12 protein-coding genes are annotated in these 16,009 nt (G+C 61.8%); 4 read left to right on the top strand and 8 right to left on the bottom strand.

Annotation, left to right across the window (positions count from 1 at the left end):
- Positions 1-125: 125 nt before the first annotated feature.
- The 3 genes from JKL48_RS15270 to JKL48_RS15260 all read right to left on the bottom strand — a co-directional run bounded on the left by JKL48_RS15270 (position 126) and on the right by JKL48_RS15260 (position 5,382).
- A complete protein-coding gene (locus JKL48_RS15270; RefSeq protein ID WP_201983996.1) occupies positions 126-1,019 on the bottom strand; it encodes an ABC transporter ATP-binding protein in 894 nt (297 codons plus the stop codon).
- 269 nt (positions 1,020-1,288) lie between these two features.
- Positions 1,289-3,781: a TonB-dependent receptor domain-containing protein gene (locus tag JKL48_RS15265; protein WP_201983995.1), complete on the bottom strand. Its 2,493-nt coding sequence runs from the start codon at positions 3,779-3,781 to the stop codon at positions 1,289-1,291.
- Positions 3,782-4,092: 311 nt separating this feature from the next.
- Positions 4,093-5,382: a helix-turn-helix domain-containing protein gene (locus JKL48_RS15260; protein WP_201983993.1), complete on the bottom strand. Its 1,290-nt coding sequence runs from the start codon at positions 5,380-5,382 to the stop codon at positions 4,093-4,095.
- Between the two features lie 160 nt (positions 5,383-5,542).
- On the opposite strand from JKL48_RS15260, the gene JKL48_RS15255 reads away from it, so the two are divergent.
- From JKL48_RS15255 to JKL48_RS15245, 3 genes are all read left to right on the top strand, one after another.
- On the top strand, positions 5,543-6,340 hold the full coding sequence (locus JKL48_RS15255) for a 3'-5' exonuclease (protein ID WP_201983992.1): 798 nt from the start codon (positions 5,543-5,545) through the stop codon (positions 6,338-6,340).
- A gap of 242 nt (positions 6,341-6,582) precedes the next feature.
- Positions 6,583-9,144, top strand: a complete 2,562-nt coding sequence (locus JKL48_RS15250; protein ID WP_201983991.1) for a T9SS type A sorting domain-containing protein — start codon at positions 6,583-6,585, stop codon at positions 9,142-9,144.
- A 243-nt stretch (positions 9,145-9,387) separates the two neighbouring features.
- Positions 9,388-10,941 carry a serine hydrolase gene (locus tag JKL48_RS15245; RefSeq protein WP_201983988.1) on the top strand — a complete coding sequence of 518 codons (1,554 nt, stop codon included), beginning with the start codon at positions 9,388-9,390 and terminating at the stop codon, positions 10,939-10,941.
- A gap of 147 nt (positions 10,942-11,088) precedes the next feature.
- Here the strand turns inward: JKL48_RS15245 and JKL48_RS15240 are convergent, their stop codons facing one another.
- From JKL48_RS15240 to JKL48_RS15230, 3 genes are all read right to left on the bottom strand, one after another.
- Positions 11,089-12,141, bottom strand: coding sequence for an NAD(P)-dependent alcohol dehydrogenase (locus tag JKL48_RS15240; protein WP_201983986.1), 1,053 nt, complete (start codon positions 12,139-12,141; stop codon positions 11,089-11,091).
- A 156-nt stretch (positions 12,142-12,297) separates the two neighbouring features.
- Positions 12,298-12,996 carry a DUF1990 domain-containing protein gene (locus JKL48_RS15235; protein ID WP_201983984.1) on the bottom strand — a complete coding sequence of 233 codons (699 nt, stop codon included), beginning with the start codon at positions 12,994-12,996 and terminating at the stop codon, positions 12,298-12,300.
- Positions 12,989-13,579, bottom strand: coding sequence for a DUF1990 family protein (locus tag JKL48_RS15230; RefSeq protein WP_201983982.1), 591 nt, complete (start codon positions 13,577-13,579; stop codon positions 12,989-12,991). The genes JKL48_RS15235 and JKL48_RS15230 overlap by 8 nt, the downstream gene beginning before the upstream one ends.
- Before the next feature lie 90 nt (positions 13,580-13,669).
- Here JKL48_RS15230 and nfi point away from each other — a divergent pair, with 90 nt between their 5' ends.
- Entirely contained in the window at positions 13,670-14,359 is a 690-nt protein-coding gene (gene nfi, locus JKL48_RS15225) for a deoxyribonuclease V (RefSeq protein ID WP_201983981.1), read from the top strand.
- A 191-nt stretch (positions 14,360-14,550) separates the two neighbouring features.
- On the opposite strand, the gene JKL48_RS15220 is transcribed toward nfi, so the two are convergent.
- Both JKL48_RS15220 and JKL48_RS15215 read right to left on the bottom strand, forming a co-directional pair.
- Positions 14,551-15,429, bottom strand: a complete 879-nt coding sequence (locus JKL48_RS15220) for a glutamate--tRNA ligase family protein (protein WP_201983980.1) — start codon at positions 15,427-15,429, stop codon at positions 14,551-14,553.
- 178 nt (positions 15,430-15,607) lie between these two features.
- Positions 15,608-16,000 (bottom strand): VOC family protein, encoded by a 393-nt coding sequence (locus JKL48_RS15215; protein ID WP_201983979.1) that lies wholly within the window; start codon positions 15,998-16,000, stop codon positions 15,608-15,610.
- Between the last annotated feature and the right edge of the window lie 9 nt (positions 16,001-16,009).

Below are 16,009 nucleotides of genomic sequence, written 5' to 3'. Positions count from 1 at the left end.
CGGAATTGCAGAGAAAATTCAGCCCGTCATGCAGAGCGCAGCGAAGCATCTCGCGTGCTCAAGTAATCCAATCGATTGATTTACTTCCACGGTAAAGATGCTTCGCTGCGCTCTGCATGACGTTCTTATAGCATCACGGCTTTAGCCGCCGACTTCTCGCTGATTTGCGAGAAATACACGTCCTCCAAATCCGGGTTTATTTCCTCGAAGGAGGCATCCGGCCGGCCGTCGCTCAGGACATGCACGATGGTTTTGCCGGCAAAGAGGCGGGTGCTGATGACGTGGTGCTCGGCTTGGGTGGCGGCTACTTCGTCTTTGCTCACCAGTTTGCGCCACACCTGGCCGCGCAGTTGCTCCACCACCGTGAGCGGGTCGCCGGTGAGGCGCACCTGGCCCTGGCTGATGATGGCCATGTTGCGGCACAAATCCGTCACGTCGCTCACGATGTGCGTGCTCAGGATGATGATGATGTGCTCGCCAATCTCGCTCAGCAGGTTGTGGAAGCGGTTCCGTTCGGCCGGGTCGAGGCCGGCGGTGGGCTCGTCCACGATGATGAGGCGCGGGTTGCCGAGCAGGGCCTGGGCAATGCCGAAGCGCTGCTTCATGCCGCCGGAATAGCCGCCCAGGTTCTTCTTGCGGGCGTTCCACAGATTGGTTTGCTGCAGCAGGGCTTCTACTATTTCCTTGCGCTCTTTGCCGTTGCCGATGCCTTTGAGCACGGCCAGATGGTCGAGTAATTCTTCGGCTGTCACGCGCGGGTACACGCCAAATTCCTGCGGCAAGTAGCCCAGAATGCGCCGCACGCCGTCTTTGTCCTTCAGCACATCCAACTCATCGAGCATGATGGAGCCGGAATCGGCGTCCTGCAGGGTGGCAATGGTGCGCATCAGGCTGCTTTTGCCGGCGCCGTTGGGCCCGAGCAGGCCAAACATGCCCGTCGGAATATCGAGGCTGACGTTTTTGAGGGCTTGCACCCCGTTGGCGTAGGTTTTGGAAAGGTTGGTAATGGTAAGGGCCATTGTTTTCTTGCAGAAAGTAAGATAGGTGAACCGGAAGGTACTGTGCGCCACGAGAATCGCCAAAGGCGGCGCGGCATTAGAGCTGCTGTGGCGGCAGATGCACAGTGGAGCGGCAAGGTTGCCTGGGGTGCTTATTGTCAATCGAAAGCCCGTCATGCAGAGGCGCAGCCGAAGCATCTCGCGTGCAGCAGTAAACCAATCGATTGAGTTACTGCTGCACGCAAGATGCTTCGGCTCCGCCTCTGCATGACGTTCCGACTTTTGCGTTCCTACTGCCCGCCTTGCTTGCTGCCGCCGCCCTTCACATCGTCGTTCGAGATGGACTTGCGCTGCTTGGTTTGCTGGGCCTGGCCGAAACGGTAGCCGAAACTGATGCGGAAGCTGCGCTGGTAGGCCCGGTAGGTGCTGGTTTCGTCGAAGGAAGGCGTAGTGGTGGTGCTGCGGTAGGCCCAGGTATTGTTGAATGGCGAGCCGAAATTGACCACCAGGTCGGCTTTATCCTTGAAGAACGTTTTTTTGGCGCCCATCTGGTAGTAGAGGTTAGCCGGGCCGGTGCCCTGCAAATCGGGCTGGGGCAGCGAGCCAAACAGAAACGCCTGAAGGGTGAAGCTTTTGGGCAGTTTGTAGGAGGTGTTGAAGTTCATGCCGGCCGTGAAGCCGCGCCGCTCGATGCCCAGCGTGGGGCTGCGGCGCACAATGTACTGCACATCGGGGCCGCCGCTGATGTCCCAGCCTTTGGCCGGCTTGGCCGAGCCGTAGAAGTTGAGCTGGTAGTACGCATTGGCCGCCACGTTGCGGAAGGTTTGCTCCGTGACGCCGGCCGTGCCAGTGGCCAGCCGCACCTGCTCAATGGCATTGCCGGTGCGCCGGGCCGAGGCCGAAATATTGAGCGAGCCGGCCTTCCCGTTGGTGTTGAAGCTCAGCTCGTACGAGTCCGTCAGCTCGGGGTCGAGGTCGGGTTTGCCGTAGGAAATATTCTGCGGGTCGGAGCGGTTCACGAAGGGGTTCAGGTAGTCGATGTAGGGCCGGGTGATGCGGCGGCTGTAAGCCAGGCGCAGGCTGTTGTTGTCGCTGAACGAATACTGGGCGTTACCATTGGGCAGCAGCGTGGTGTAGCTGCGGGGCGGAATGTCCGAGCCGGTGGTCTGGAAATCGGCGCTGAGGGCGGTGCGCTCCAGGCGGCTGCCCAGGCTCACACTCAGCTTCTTGCTGGGGGCAAAGGAGTAGGTTGCGTAGCCCGCCTGCACGTTCTGGTCGTAGCTAAAATCGGTGGCGCGGTCGGGCAGCGGCACAAAATCGAGGCTCTGGCCCAGCGTCAGACCCGATACGTCGGCCACGGAGCCGGTGTGCCGCCAAATAGCTTTGAGCCCGGTTTCGAGGGTTTGCTTCTCCCCGAAGGGCTGCGTGAAATCGGTTTGGAACGTGTATTCATGGCCAGGCGTGCGGCCCCGGCTGTGTTCGCGGTAGCTGGCCTGGCCATGCTCCAGGGTATTGTAGGAATTCTGAAACTGGTCGTAATCGTAGCCAAACGTGCCGCTGTTGTTGGCGTACTGGGCAATAATGCTCCACTCGCGGCGGGCCTGGGCGAAAGTCTTGGTGTAAGTACCAGTCAGCTCGCCGTTGAAGCCACTGAAAATAGTCTTCGTGTCGCGGCTGAACAGCGCATTACTGCCTGCCACCGGGCTCGTGAACGTGCTGAACAAATTGCTGGTATCGTCGCCGCTGTAGCCATTGATTGAGCCGGCGAGGGACAGGCTCTGCTTGTCGCTCAGGTCGTAGTCCATGCCCAGCGTGCCGTAGTACCAGCGGCCATTGCTGCTACCCGAGCTGTTCTGGTTCAGGCTGCTAAGACTCACCTTATCAAACCGTTCCCGCTCAAATACATTCCGATTAAACCAAGTGCCCGTATTGACCGAAGAGGTGAAGTTGAACTTGCGCTTCTTAAAATTGAGCGACGTACCCACGCTGGTATTGCGGTTGCCGCCCGAGGCGCTCACCCGGCCGTTGAGGCCCTGTTCCGAACCCTTTTTCAGCATGATGTTGATGATGCCGGCCGTGCCTTCGCCATCGTATTTGGCCGGCGGCGTGGTAATGACTTCGACGCTCTTAATCTGGTCGGCGGGGATGCTTTTCAGGGCTTCGGCCAGGTTGCTGGCCATGGTGGGCGAAGGCTTGTTGTTCACCAGCACCTTGAAATTGCCGGAGCCGCGCATGGTCACTTTGCCTTCGCCGTCCACGGCCAGCAGCGGGGCTTTGCGCAGCACATCGGCGGCGGTGCCCCCGGAGTTGGTCACGTCCTGGTCGGCGTTGTACACCAGGCGGTCGGGCCGCACTTCTACCACCGGCTTGGTGCCCACCACCACGGCTTCGGCCAGCGCCGTGCCTGCCACCGGCAGCCGAAATGCCCCTGCATCCGTCGCGCCGGCCGTGATGGTCACATTGCGCGTTTGGGTGCCGTAGCCCACGTAGCTCACCCGCAGGCGGGCCGGGCCGGGCGTGAGCTTGGTGAGGGAAAACCGGCCGTTGTCGTCGGCCGCCACACCCGTAATCGGCTTATCGTCGGGGGCCGGGTGCAGCAGCACCACTGTGGCGTAGGGCACCGGCTCCTTCTTGAGCGAGTCGAGCACCACACCGGTAAGTGAGCCGGTGCCAACGACGGCCGGAGCCGCCGGAGCAGGTACCTGGGCGGCAACGGGTAGCGTTGTGGCCAAGCTAAGCAGGCTCAATAGCCCAACGCTAAGGCAGTAGGTAGATATGTTCATGCGCAGTAAAAAGGAAGGTTTGCGGGTATAGATGGCCGGAATGCCGAATGAGTTGCTTGCCGCAGCAATAACTTCACACAGCAGCCTGGCTACCCGCCCGCGGCGCCTAACGTTACAAACCGCCTTATTATTTGCACTTATTCGCCCGAAGGCTGGTGCCAGCGGGCCCGATGCGACGATGGAGGCGCTTGCCAGCCGAGGGAGTACCACGCATTTTTTCATGGCCGAAATGAGATTGGGTGAAGACTGCGTCAAAGGTCCTGTCCCACTCCCCGGCCGGCGCTTCAAGCCATAATCTGGCCCGTCCCAACTTATGATTTAGGCCGCATCACCTCGCTGGGGGCCTGGCCCAGCAGTTTCTTGAACACGCGGTTAAACGTTGATTTTGAGTTGAATCCGCTTTCCAGCGCCACTCCCACCAGCGAGTAGTGCCCGAAGCGCGGGTCGGCCAGCTTGCGGCGGGCCTCGGCCACGCGGTAGGTGTTCACGAAGTCATTAAAGTTCTGTCCGCAGCCCGCGTTAATGACTTTGGACAGCAGCGCCGAGTTGGTGCGCAGGCGGTGCGCCAGCTCGGTGAGGGTGAGCTCGGGCTCCAGCCAGGGCTGCTCGTCGGCCATGAGGCGCAGAAGCTTGTCGCGCCAGGGATGCAGCTCCGGGGCCAGTTCGACGGGCGGACTGGCTTCGGCGGCCGGTTCGGCCACAGTCGCGGTTTCGACGGTCACGACCGCCCGCGCTTCGGCAATCAACGGCGCAGGCGTAGCTGCTTGTGGTAGCACCTCGGCGATGGCCGGCGCCTCGGACGGCACCGTTTCGAAGCGCAGCGAGCTGGTGGCGGCCGCGTAGTTGGCCTGAATGCCCACCACAATCAGCCCGTAAATCAGCACGCCGCGCAGGGCAAAAAAGTACCAGGCCGCATCGTAGCTGAAGTCGTACACCTGGTTAAGCGCCGTGAACACCAAGCTCAGCAGCAGCACCAGGGCTTGCAGGACCAGCAGCTGTCGCAGGCCCGCAAAGCGCAGCCGCTCGGGGTCCGAAAAGTTGTCGTTGAGGTAGCGAGCGTAGCGGCGGTAGTCGGCCAGCACGCGCAGGCCATACACCAGCAGCAATGCTGAGCCCAGCAGGGCACCCGGCAGCGCCAACTCATCGAAAGCAGTGGCGGCGCTGCCCTTGGTGCCATAAAAATCGGGCAGGGACCGGCCCAGCACGCCCCGGTACCAGAGCAGGTCGTAGGCCGCGACGGCGGCGAAAGCCCCCCATTCCAGCAGGCCCGGCAGCAGGTGCTTGAAGGCCGGGCGCCAGCGGAAATCCTGGTTGGTGAGGCTGCGGAAATACAGGTAGTAGGCCCCGCCCAGCAGCATATTGGCCCGCCAGGGCACGTAGAACATCACCGTGGAATGACGGTCGTGGCTATCGAACCACCCCGCGTAGCCCAGCATCCACTGGCTCACGCTGAGGGTGGGCACCAGCAGCAGCAAGGCCAGCAGGGCATCGGAAGCACTGCCGCGCCGCCAGGCCCGGCCCAGCAGCCACAGCGTGGCCACCGCGCCCGGCACCACAAAGGACAACAGCAAGGAGCTACGCGGACCGAAGGTGAACAACATAGCGACGAACATACGGTGAGAAGCCCAGAGCAGCCAACCCGCACTGCCCGCTTTCGGTTAATCCGCTTTTGCGCGGCAATTGTTATCCGTGTGGCCCCCTTCCATTGTGGTGCTGGGCCGTGTATCTTCGGGTACCTGAATTGCTTTTGCTTCTTCTGCCATGCAGCACCTCCACCGCACCCCGCTCGACCAGCTGTTCGTCATCGACATTGAAACCGTGCCCTGCGTGGATTGCCACGACAGCCTCGACGAGATGCTGCGCCTGCTGTGGGACCACAAAAGCGAGAGCCTGCGCCGCCAGCAGGGCTACACCGGCCGGCCCCAAGCCTCGGAGCCCCTCCCCGACCACTTAAGCGCCGCCACGCTGTTTGAGCAGGCCGGCATTTACGCCGAATTCGGCAAGGTGGTGTGCGTGTCGGTGGGGTATTTCGTGCACGACAAACAGGAAGAAATTACCCGCTTCCGCGTGAAAAGCTTTGCCGACCACGACGAGAAGCAGCTCCTGCGCGACTTTGCGGGCCTGCTCGCGCAGCGGCCTCACTTCGTGCTCTGTGCCCACAACGGCAAGGAATTCGACTTTCCCTACCTCGGCCGGCGCCTGCTCATCAACGGCCTGAAGCTACCGGCCCAGCTCGACCTGGCCGGCAAAAAGCCCTGGGAAGTGCCCCACCACGACACCATGGAGCTGTGGAAATTCGGCGACCACAAATCATACACCTCGCTCAACCTGCTGGCCGCCATCTTCGGCATTCCCACGCCCAAAGACGACATCACCGGGGCCGACGTGGCGCGGGTGTATTGGGAGGAAAACGACCTGGCCCGCATTGCCAAGTACTGCCAGAAGGACATCATCACCACGGCCCGCATCCTCCAGAAATTCCGGGGTGAAGAACCTTTTCGCGACGAGCACGTGGTGTACGCCGACGAGGCAACGGTGCCCATGCGGCGGGCAGTGTAGCGCCGGGCGAACGAAATGCACAAAGCAACCGGTCCTGCTGAGCTTGTCGAAGCAGCTTTACCGCTTCGTTGCCGCTCATGGGGCGCCTCACCACCGGCCCCTCTCCGAAAAGAAGAAGGGAGCCTGACGGAGTGGTAAAGCTGCTTCGACAAGCTCAGCAGGACGGGCCCACACGTTCTGAATGACTCATTGATTATTCTAACCAGCTTTTCCCTTTTTATCCCCTCCACTTTTTCCCCTACATGCGTTTTTTCTACCTTTTCCTGGTGAGTGTTGTCCTGCTGCTCGGCTCCAGGTTGGCTGCTTTAGGGCAGGGCCTCGACCCTAGTTTCGCGCCCAGCGTGCTTACATCGCCCGGCGGCGGCATCTTCACCACCCTCAAGCAGCCCGATGGCAAGGTGCTCATCACCGGCAACTTCCAGCTGATGAACGGGCAGGCATCGCCGCGCGTGGCCCGGCTCAACGCCGATGGCAGCCCCGACCTCACGTTCCGGGCCCAGGCCGGGAGCGGCCCCAACGGCAACATCACCGCTATGGCGCTGCAGCCCGACGGCAAAATCATCCTCGGCGCCGAGTACTACCTCACCGGCTACGGCGGAGCGCCGGCGCAACAAATCCTGCGGCTCAACCCCGACGGCAGCTTCGATGCCTCATTCGGCTCGGGCGGCACCGGGTGGAGCGGGGGCATCTACGGCCTTGCCGTGCAGGCCGATGGCAAAATTCTGGTAGGCGGCGAACTGAATTCCACCTTCAACGGGCAGCCCACCAACGGGCTGGTGCGGCTGCTGCCCACGGGCCGGCTGGATGCCAGCTTCTCAACGGGCAGCGGCTTTGTCAACTCGGGCGGCTATGGCCAGGTTCGCCGCATTATCGTGCAGCCCGATGGCAATATTCTGGCGGCCGGGCAGTTCGAAACGGTGGGCGGGCAGGCCAGCCGGGGCATCGTTCGCCTCACGCCTACTGGCAGCCGCGACGCGTCGTTTGTGTCGGCGCTGAACAGCAGCTACACGTTTGTGTTCGACATGGTGCGGCAGCCCGACGGCAAAATCGTCCTCGGGGGCACCACGCTCATGAACTCGGCCAACGCGCCCGTGGTGGTGCGCCTGCTGCCCACCGGGGCCCTGGACCCAGCGTTTGCCACCGTTGCGGCCAACGGGGTCGTGTTCGGCCTCAACCTGCGCACCGATGGCAGCATTCTGGTGGCGGGTGGATTCTCTGCGCTGGGCGGCAGCAGTCGCCAAGGCTTGGCCCGCCTGAGTTCGACCGGAGCCGTCGATGCAGCTTTTGCGGCCACCGGCGGGGCGCCCTCCACCCTGATGAGCCTGGTGGAGCTGACCAATGGCCAATACCTGGCCGCCGGCTTTTTCAGTGAATTCAGCGGGCAGAGCAGCAGCGGCCTGGTGCGCCTACTGGCCAGCGGAACCCTCGACACGAGCTACAACCTATTGCTGGAACTGGTAGGCCATGGCCTGCTAATCCCGCAAAACAACGGACAACTCGTGCTGAGTGCTTCACAGCTTACCTTCTTTAACGGCCAGGCGGTGGGCGGCCAGAGTTACCCCCGCTACCACCGCATCAACGCCAACGGCAGCTATAACTCGCTCATCACCTTCCCGCCGGCTTTTCCCCGGCCCAATGGCGGCGACTATTTCTACAACGTTTTCCCACAGGCCGACGGTACGTTCTACGCCACATACCAAAATAGCGACAGCACGGTAGTGGTGCGCCATGTGCTAGCCAACGGGACGCTCGATGCAGCCTTTGCCGCGACCGAGCTTCGCTGGAGCCGTCCGTATCCACCGGTTGCTCTCGGGGCGAATATTACCGTGCATCCCGGCGGCGGGTTGCTGGTGGTCAGCTCTGCCGATAAGGTGAACGGCCAGCCCCGCAGGACGCTGGCGCGGCTGCTGGCCAACGGTGCGCTCGACACCCAGTTTGCCCCACCCGCCGCCATGTGGCAGGTGCCCAGCGTGGGCGTGGGCAACACGGCCGGCTTCCGGTATGCCGTGGGCCTGCCCAATGGCAAGACCCTGGTGGTGTGGAACGACGTCACCCGCAGCTACGTGGACCGCCTGAACCCGGACGGCACCATCGACAACACGTTTTCGATTGGCACGGGCGGCGGCCCCAACGCCTTGTTCAGCATCCAAGCCTTGGCCAGCGGCAACATTTTGGTTAGTGGCAGCTTTACGACGTTCAATGGCCAGGCCGCGCCTTACGGCCTGCTGCGCCTGCTCCCCAGTGGCGCACCCGACCCCGGCTTCACGGCCGCCAGCGCCGCCAATGCGGTGGCCGAGCAGCCCGATGGCAAGCTGCTGGTGGTGGCCCCAGGCGCCACGTCGCAAACCGAGCGCCTGGTGCGCCTCAGCACCTCGGGCAGCCTCGATGCGGGCTTTCAGGCCGTGACGGTGGGCAACGAGTCGTTTTCGCCCGCGTGGGCCGTGGTCAGCCTGCAGCCCAGCACCAACGCCATTTTGCTCAGCGGCGATTTCACCAGCGTGGCCGGGCAGCCACGCTTCGGGTTGGCCCGCCTCGTGAACACAGCGCTGGCCGTGCGCCAAGGGGCTGATGCCCCGCTGGCCGAAGCTTTCCCCAACCCCGCCCACGACCAATTGCAGCTGCGCCTTCCTGCCCCGGCCACCGGCGCCCTCACTCTCACCGACCTGCAGGGCCGGCTGGTGCGGCGCTGGCCACCGGCCCAAGCCGCCGCGGGCATTTCGGTGGCCGGCCTGGCGCCCGGCGTGTACATGCTTAGCATCCCGATGGCCACCGGCCAGAGCTGGCAGCGCCTGGTAGTGGAATAAGCTATTGGAGGCAGCAGGCAGCTTTTTGCTGAGGTGGCTAAGCGTGCCCATAAGCGTGTTCAAATAGCCAACTTGCTGCGCTTGCCGAAGCTCTGCTCTTATCAGCCTCCTGCTTTGCAGTTGCGGGAGAGATGACGCGGCAAGCTCAGCATTCCGTTTTGTATCACCCTGATTTTTTAAACAGCTTTTGCACAGGTATGCCGAGTGCGCAGGCCGGCTTTCTTTTAAATTTTCCCTCATTCTATGCGCTCCCCGCTTTTCCTGTTTGCGCTGGCTTCGGCCACGGTTTTTTCGCTTGCTACTCGCGCTCAGGCGCCCGCTGCGGTTACTACTGCCGTCGGCAATGCCTTCGTGCGCGACAGCCTGGCCAGCTACGTGAAGCGCGGCCTCAAGCTGTGGAACATTCCCGGCCTGGCCGTGGTGGTGGTGAAGGACGGCAAAGTGGTGACCTCGCAGGGATTCGGCGTGAAGGCCGTAGGCAAGCCCGAGCCGGTGGACGGTAACACGCTGTTCCTCATTGCTTCCAATTCCAAGCTTTTCACGGGCACGGCCATTTCGCAGCTGGTGGAGGAGAAAAAGCTGAAGCTCGACGACCCGGCGCGGCAGTACCTGCCCGATTTCCGGCTCTACGATTCCACCAGCACGAGGCTGCTCACGGTGCGCGACCTGATGAGCCACCATTTCGGTACTAAGACGTTTCAGGGCGACTTCACTTTCTGGGATTCCAACCTGAGCCGGGCCGAAATCCTGCAAAAAGTGCGCTACCTGAAGCCCGGCAACCCATTCCGGCAGAACTACGGCTACAGCAACTATGGCTTCTTGGCGGCGGGCGAAATCATTCCGGTAGCCACCGGCGGCACCACCTGGCAGGATTTTGTGCAACAGCGCCTGCTTACCCCGCTGGGCATGACCAATACCTACCCCAATTCGACCGGCGCCAGCCAGCGCCCTAATATCGCGCAGCCTTACACCACGGCTTTTGGCCCGCTCACGGCGGTGCCGTTCGATGTGGTTGATAATTTCGGGCCGGCCGCCAGCCTGGTTTCCTGCACCAACGACCTCGCCCACTGGCTGCGCTTCCAGCTCGACAGCGGCAAATACAATGGCCAGCGCGTACTGCCCTGGGCTACGCTGCGCCGCACCCGCGAAGGCAATACGCTGGTGACCAGCAGCAAGTCACCCATTTTCCCGATGCACTTCCGCACCTATGGCCTGGGTGTGTTCTCAGCCGATTACAACGCCCGCCAGATTTACTGGCACACCGGCGGCGCCAACGGCTTCGTAACCAACGTGTGCTTCGTGCCCGAGGAAAACCTGGGCATTGCCGTGCTCACCAACCAGGACAACCAAAGTTTCTTCGAAGCCCTGCGCTACCAGCTGCTCGACGCCTACCTGGGCGTGCCCTACGTAGACCGCAGCCGCCAGCTCTACGGCTTTGCGAAAGGCGGCAACGCCGAAACCGCCAAAAACGTGGCCGAGCTAGCCGCCCGCGTAGCCAGGAAGAACAAGCCAGCCCGCAACCTGAAAGACTACGCCGGCACCTACACGCACCCCGTCTACGGCACCATCACGGTGGAGCCGAAGGGCAAGCAGCTGCTCGTGCGCTTTTCGCCCCACCCCGCCCTCACCACCACCCTGGATTACATGGATGGCGACACCTTCCGCAGCACCTTTTCCAACGCGGCGTATGGGATTTTCCCGGCCCCCTTCACCGTGGAGAACGGGCAGGTGAAGACGCTGGAAATTCGGGTAAATGATGGGTTGGAGCAGGACCCGTACGTGTTCAGCAAGCAGTAAATCAATTGGTTAATTTTAAAACCAAAACGTCATGCTGAGCGAAGTCGAAGCATCTCTACCGCAGCAGTAATCCAATCGATAGAATTAGTTGCGCGGTAGAGATGCTTCGACAAGCTCAGCATGACGTTTTCAGGCCATCAGCGGCGCTTAATTGTTCAGCGTGGCCAAGTCAATCACGAAGCGGTATTTCACGTCGCCTTTCAGCATACGCTCGTACGAGGCGTTGATGTCCTTCATGTCGATGATTTCGATGTCGGACATGATGTTGTGCTCGGCGCAGAAGTCCAGCATTTCCTGGGTTTCGGCAATGCCGCCGATGAGCGAGCCGGCGATGCGGCGGCGGTTGCTGATGAGGTTGAAGGCGTGGATGTGCGGCGCTTCGGTTGGCACGCCCAGCAGAATCATGGTGCCGTCGCGGCGCAGCAGGTTCACGTAGGTAGCCAGGTCGAGCTGAGCCGATACGGTGTTGATAATGAAGTCGAAGTAATTGCGCACCGACTTCAGCTGGGCATCGTCTTTGGTTACCACAAACTTGTGGGCTCCCAGTTCCTTGGCATCAGCTTCCTTATTGGGCGAAGTGCTGAGCACGGTTACTTCGGCGCCCATGGCCACGGCCAGTTTCACGGCCATGTGGCCCAGGCCGCCGAGGCCCATCACGCCTACGCGGTGGCCGGGGCCCACTTTCCACTGCCGCAGCGGCGAGTAGGTGGTGATGCCGGCGCACAGCAGCGGGGCCACACGGGCCAGGTCGAGCTTCTCCGACACTTTGAGAGTGTACTTTTCATCGACCACAATCTGGCTGGAATAGCCGCCGTAGGTGGGCGCGCCGCTGCCTATTTCACGGCTGTTGTAGGTGCCCACCATGCCGGTGGTTTCGCAGTATTGCTCCAAGCCTTCCTGGCAGCTGGGACAGGTGCGACAGGAATCGACCATGCAGCCCACACCGGCCAGGTCGCCTACTTTGAAGTTTTTGACGTGGGCGCCCACCTGCGTGATGCGGCCTACGATTTCGTGGCCGGGCACCATCGGGAAGATGGAGCCGCCCCACTCGTCCCGGATTTGGTGCAGGTCGGAGTGGCACACGCCACAGAATTGAATATCAATCAGTACGTCGTGCGGGCCAACTTCGCGGCGCTCGAAATTGAAGGGTTCTAAAGGGACATTAGCGGCGGGGGCGGCGTAGGCTTTCGTTGGAAGCATCTTGGGGATTATTGGGGGTTGAATAAAAATTAGAACGTCATGCTGAGCGCAGCCGAAGCATCTCGCGTGCAGGAGTAACTCAATTGTTGAATAAGAGAATTACTATGGCACGCAAGATGCTTCGGCTGCGCTCAGCATGACGTTCTGCGTTGGATGTTAACCGGCCGGTGCGGGCAAGGTTTTCGGCAAAGGCTTTCCGGCCAGCTTAGCGGCCACTAATTCCTTCATCCTTCGCAACGACTCGCGGGCAAATTTGCGCTGGAGCCGGCGGCCGAAAAGCTTGAAGCCCACCCAATAAAACGGGTTACGGATGCGGCCGGGCTGCGACACGGCATGGATGCGAAACTGCACCGCGCCGGAGTTCAGGTTTTTGTGAATGGTGAAGTCAATCTGGCCGCGCTCGAAGTGGCCTTCGAGGGTGCGGTAGCCGTAGCCCCACACCCGCTCGGGGCCGTTGGGAGTATCGCGAGCCTGCTCGTCGGTCACCTCGCTCACGCGCACCCCGAAGTAGAATTTAAAGAACAGAAACTGCGCCCGCAGCACCATAATGCGGTTTTCGAGCGGGCCGTCGGGGTTAAAAATGCCGGTGATGAGGTCGGGCGGCGGGAAGGCGTAGCGGCGCAGCACATCCTGGGCGGCGGCGAAGGAGTCGGCAGCTTCGGGCGGGCCGGGGGTTTCGGCGGGCAGGTCGGTGGCGTAGTCGTCGAGGCGCCAGCCGGTGGCGCTGGTGTACTCGCTCTGCCGCGAAAAATCGTAGTTGACCTTGGCGTTGGTGTAGGCGTCGAGGCGGGCGCGGTACTGCTCCCAGAGGGGCGGCGTAGCGGCGCGCGGGGCCGCGGCAGATGGACTAGTCATGGCGGATATGGTCGGTGTGGCCGGATTCGTCGTGGCGGAAGGTTTCGACCACCACCTCGCCCAATGCCTGGCCACCGCAGGCCTGGGCCACGCGCTGGCAAAACTCGACCCAGGTGGCTTCCTGCAGCAGCTTACCGCCGCCCAGGGTGTCGTAAGCAAAGGCTACAAGGCCATCGCGGGAACGGGCCCAGGAGCGGATTTCAAACCGCAACACATCGGGGCGCTCGTCCAGCAAATGTGCTTCGAACCGAATACGCCCGGCTTCGGGGTGGCCCTCCAGGGTAATAAATTCGAAGGAAGTGGCACTGACTTCGGTCACGCGCACGCAGCCATCCCACGGGCCCAGAATGGTGATGCTGAATTCGTCGCCCACCTTCAGGAGGCCGTCCGAGCCTTCTTTTTTCTTGAAATTCGCCAGCGCATCGGGCGAGAAATGCGGCACGTCGGCCTGCACCTGCGCCATGAGTTGGGCCGGTGGGTGCTGCGGCCGGGCCACATCGATGAAATAGCGGCGCTCCAGCAGCGGCCCGGAGCCGGTGGAGGCGGGCTGTTCGGCCTGGGTGTGCGATGAGGAATCAGACATAGCGAGCGAAGAAACGTATGGCCCTTAGTACGCCCCCGGCTAGCTTAAGATGCTACTGTTGGGTCTTTCGTTCGACTTTCCTTCTTCCCCATGGCCTATTACCGCCCGCCCGGCCCCCCACCCGACCCCGTTCTTGTGCGCAGCCTCACCCAGCAACAGCAGGAAATGCGGCTGCGGGTGCGCCACGAGCCGCTGGCGCAGGAACCGCGCCTCATTGCGGGCTGCGACTCGTCCTTTCCCACGCCCGACACCATTTTGTCGGTGTTCGTGGTGCTGAAATTTCCTTCGCTGGAGCTGGTGGAAAAAGTGTACAACTACGGCCCCGTCGACATGCCTTACGTGCCCGGCTTCCTCTCCTTCCGCGAAGCGCCCAATGTCATTCACGCCTTCGCCAAGCTCTCAACCAAACCCGATGTTATCATGGTCGATGGCCAGGGCATTGCGCACCCGCGCCGCATGGGCATTGCCGCGCACCTGGGCGTGCTGCTCGATATGCCTACCTTCGGGGTGGCCAAGCAGAAGCTAACCGGCGTTTTCCAGGAGCCGGGAATCGAGCGCGGCAATATTTCGGAACTGCTCGATGCCAAAACCGGCGAGCTAATTGGGGAAGTTATTCGGAGCAAAGACAAGGTGCTGCCGCTGTTCGTGAGCCCCGGCCACCGCTGCGACCAAGCCACCGCCACGCGCCTGACGCTGGCCTGCCTGCGCGGCTACAAGCTGCCGGAGCCCACCCGGTTGGCTGACCACTGGGCCGAGCAGTTCAAGAAAGAGGTACGGTAGCGAATTTTGCTTCAGGTTTCAATCGCTGAAAAAGAAGAAGCTGTTTAGAAAGTCAAAATCGTTGTCATCCTGAGCGCAGCGAAGGACCTTATCACGTCAGAACAACGCCTATTTTGACGGGATAAGGTCCCTCGCTGCGCTCAGGATGACAGACGTGTAGGCAAATTAGACTTTCTAAACAGTTTGGAAATCTAAACGTCTGCCGAGTGGAAGGCTTGATGGAGCGAGGCCAAGGTTTCGCCGGCGTCGCTTGGCAGCTTCAGCAACCCGGCCACGGACTGAAAAACGGCTTGCTTGCCTTGCTCTTGCTGCTGCGCCAGCACGCCAGCATCCAGCGGCAGTTGCTGCGACTTGGAGAGTTTTTGGCCTGCGGCATCGGTCAGCAGCGGATGATGGCAAAACCGAATCCGCTCGGCGTTGAAAGCCGCCGTTTCCGACAGTTGGCCAGCCAGCCACAGCTGCGCGGCCGTGCTGGGCTGCAAGTCCAGCCCGCGCACAATCAGGGTGCTACCAAGCCGCAAGTCATCAACTATCGAAGCCACTTGGTAGGCCGCGACCCCATCTTTTTTACGGACGACAAAGTCTGGCATCAGCCGGCCGAGCGGCACGGCGGTTTCGCCCTGCCAGGCATCGGGAAAATTGATTTCGGTGCCGGCGGGGACGTGCGCCCGCCACGCCGCTCCCGGCGTTTCGAGCGGCACGGCGGCCTCCGTGCCATTGGTGCGCGAGCGGGTGCTGGCCTGCACCAAGCCGGGCTGCAAAGCCAGTCGGCGCAGCACACGGTTGTAGTCAGATAGGTGCAACAGCTGCGAATAATGGCGCAGGAAGTCGTTGGGGCTGGTGGGGCCGTGGTCGTAATCGATACCCAGCCAGTCGATGACGCGAAAAATATTGTCGAGGTAGGCCGGACGCAGGCGGGCGCGGTCCAGGTCGTCGATGCGCAGGTGCAGCACGCCGCCGGCTCGCCGCGTGAGCAGCCAGGTGAGCACGAAGTTCACGGCGTTGCCGAGGTGCAGGTGGCCGCTGGGCGTGGGCGCCAGGCGCGAAACAACAGGCGGCGGAGCAGGCATTTGTAAGGCTGGCATCTTACGAAGCTGTTTGAGTTAACCAAAAACGGTCATGCTGAGCTTGTCGAAGCATCTATACCGGGGGACTCATTCATTTACTGTTGCGGTAGAGATGCTTCGACTGCGCTCAGCAGGACGGGCTGGAATGTTTTCGACTAACTCAAACAGCATCCTAACGTTTCTACAGCGTCCAGGCGGCCTGTTGCAGCACCACGCGGTAGCCGTCGGGGTCTTCGAAGGTGCGGCCCAGCTGGTCCCAGTACGGGTTGTAGGCCGGCACGGGCGCAAAGCCGGCAGCCTCCATGCGCCGCACGGCACGTTGCCATTCGGCGGCATCGGGCAGATAGAAAACCAACAGGTTGTCGGCAGTGGGTGCGCGGCCCACGGCATGGCCGGGCTGGTGCGTGAACTCCAGGTGGTAGGGTGCCTGTGGGTGGCCCAGCATCACGCCATCGAAACCGTTGTGCGCAGTGAAAGACGCCAGTTGATGCATTCCCAGGCCGTCGCAATAGAAACGGAGCAGGGCCGGCAGGTTGTCGGACGGGCGCGCCACCCGCAAAACAGGAATATTCATGCTACTCAG

Origin of the sequence: Hymenobacter rubidus (assembly GCF_016734815.1) — a bacterium.
GTDB lineage: Bacteria > Bacteroidota > Bacteroidia > Cytophagales > Hymenobacteraceae > Hymenobacter > Hymenobacter rubidus.
The sequence above is the reverse complement of the archived record's forward strand: the minus strand, read 5'-3'. Positions and strand labels throughout refer to the sequence as shown.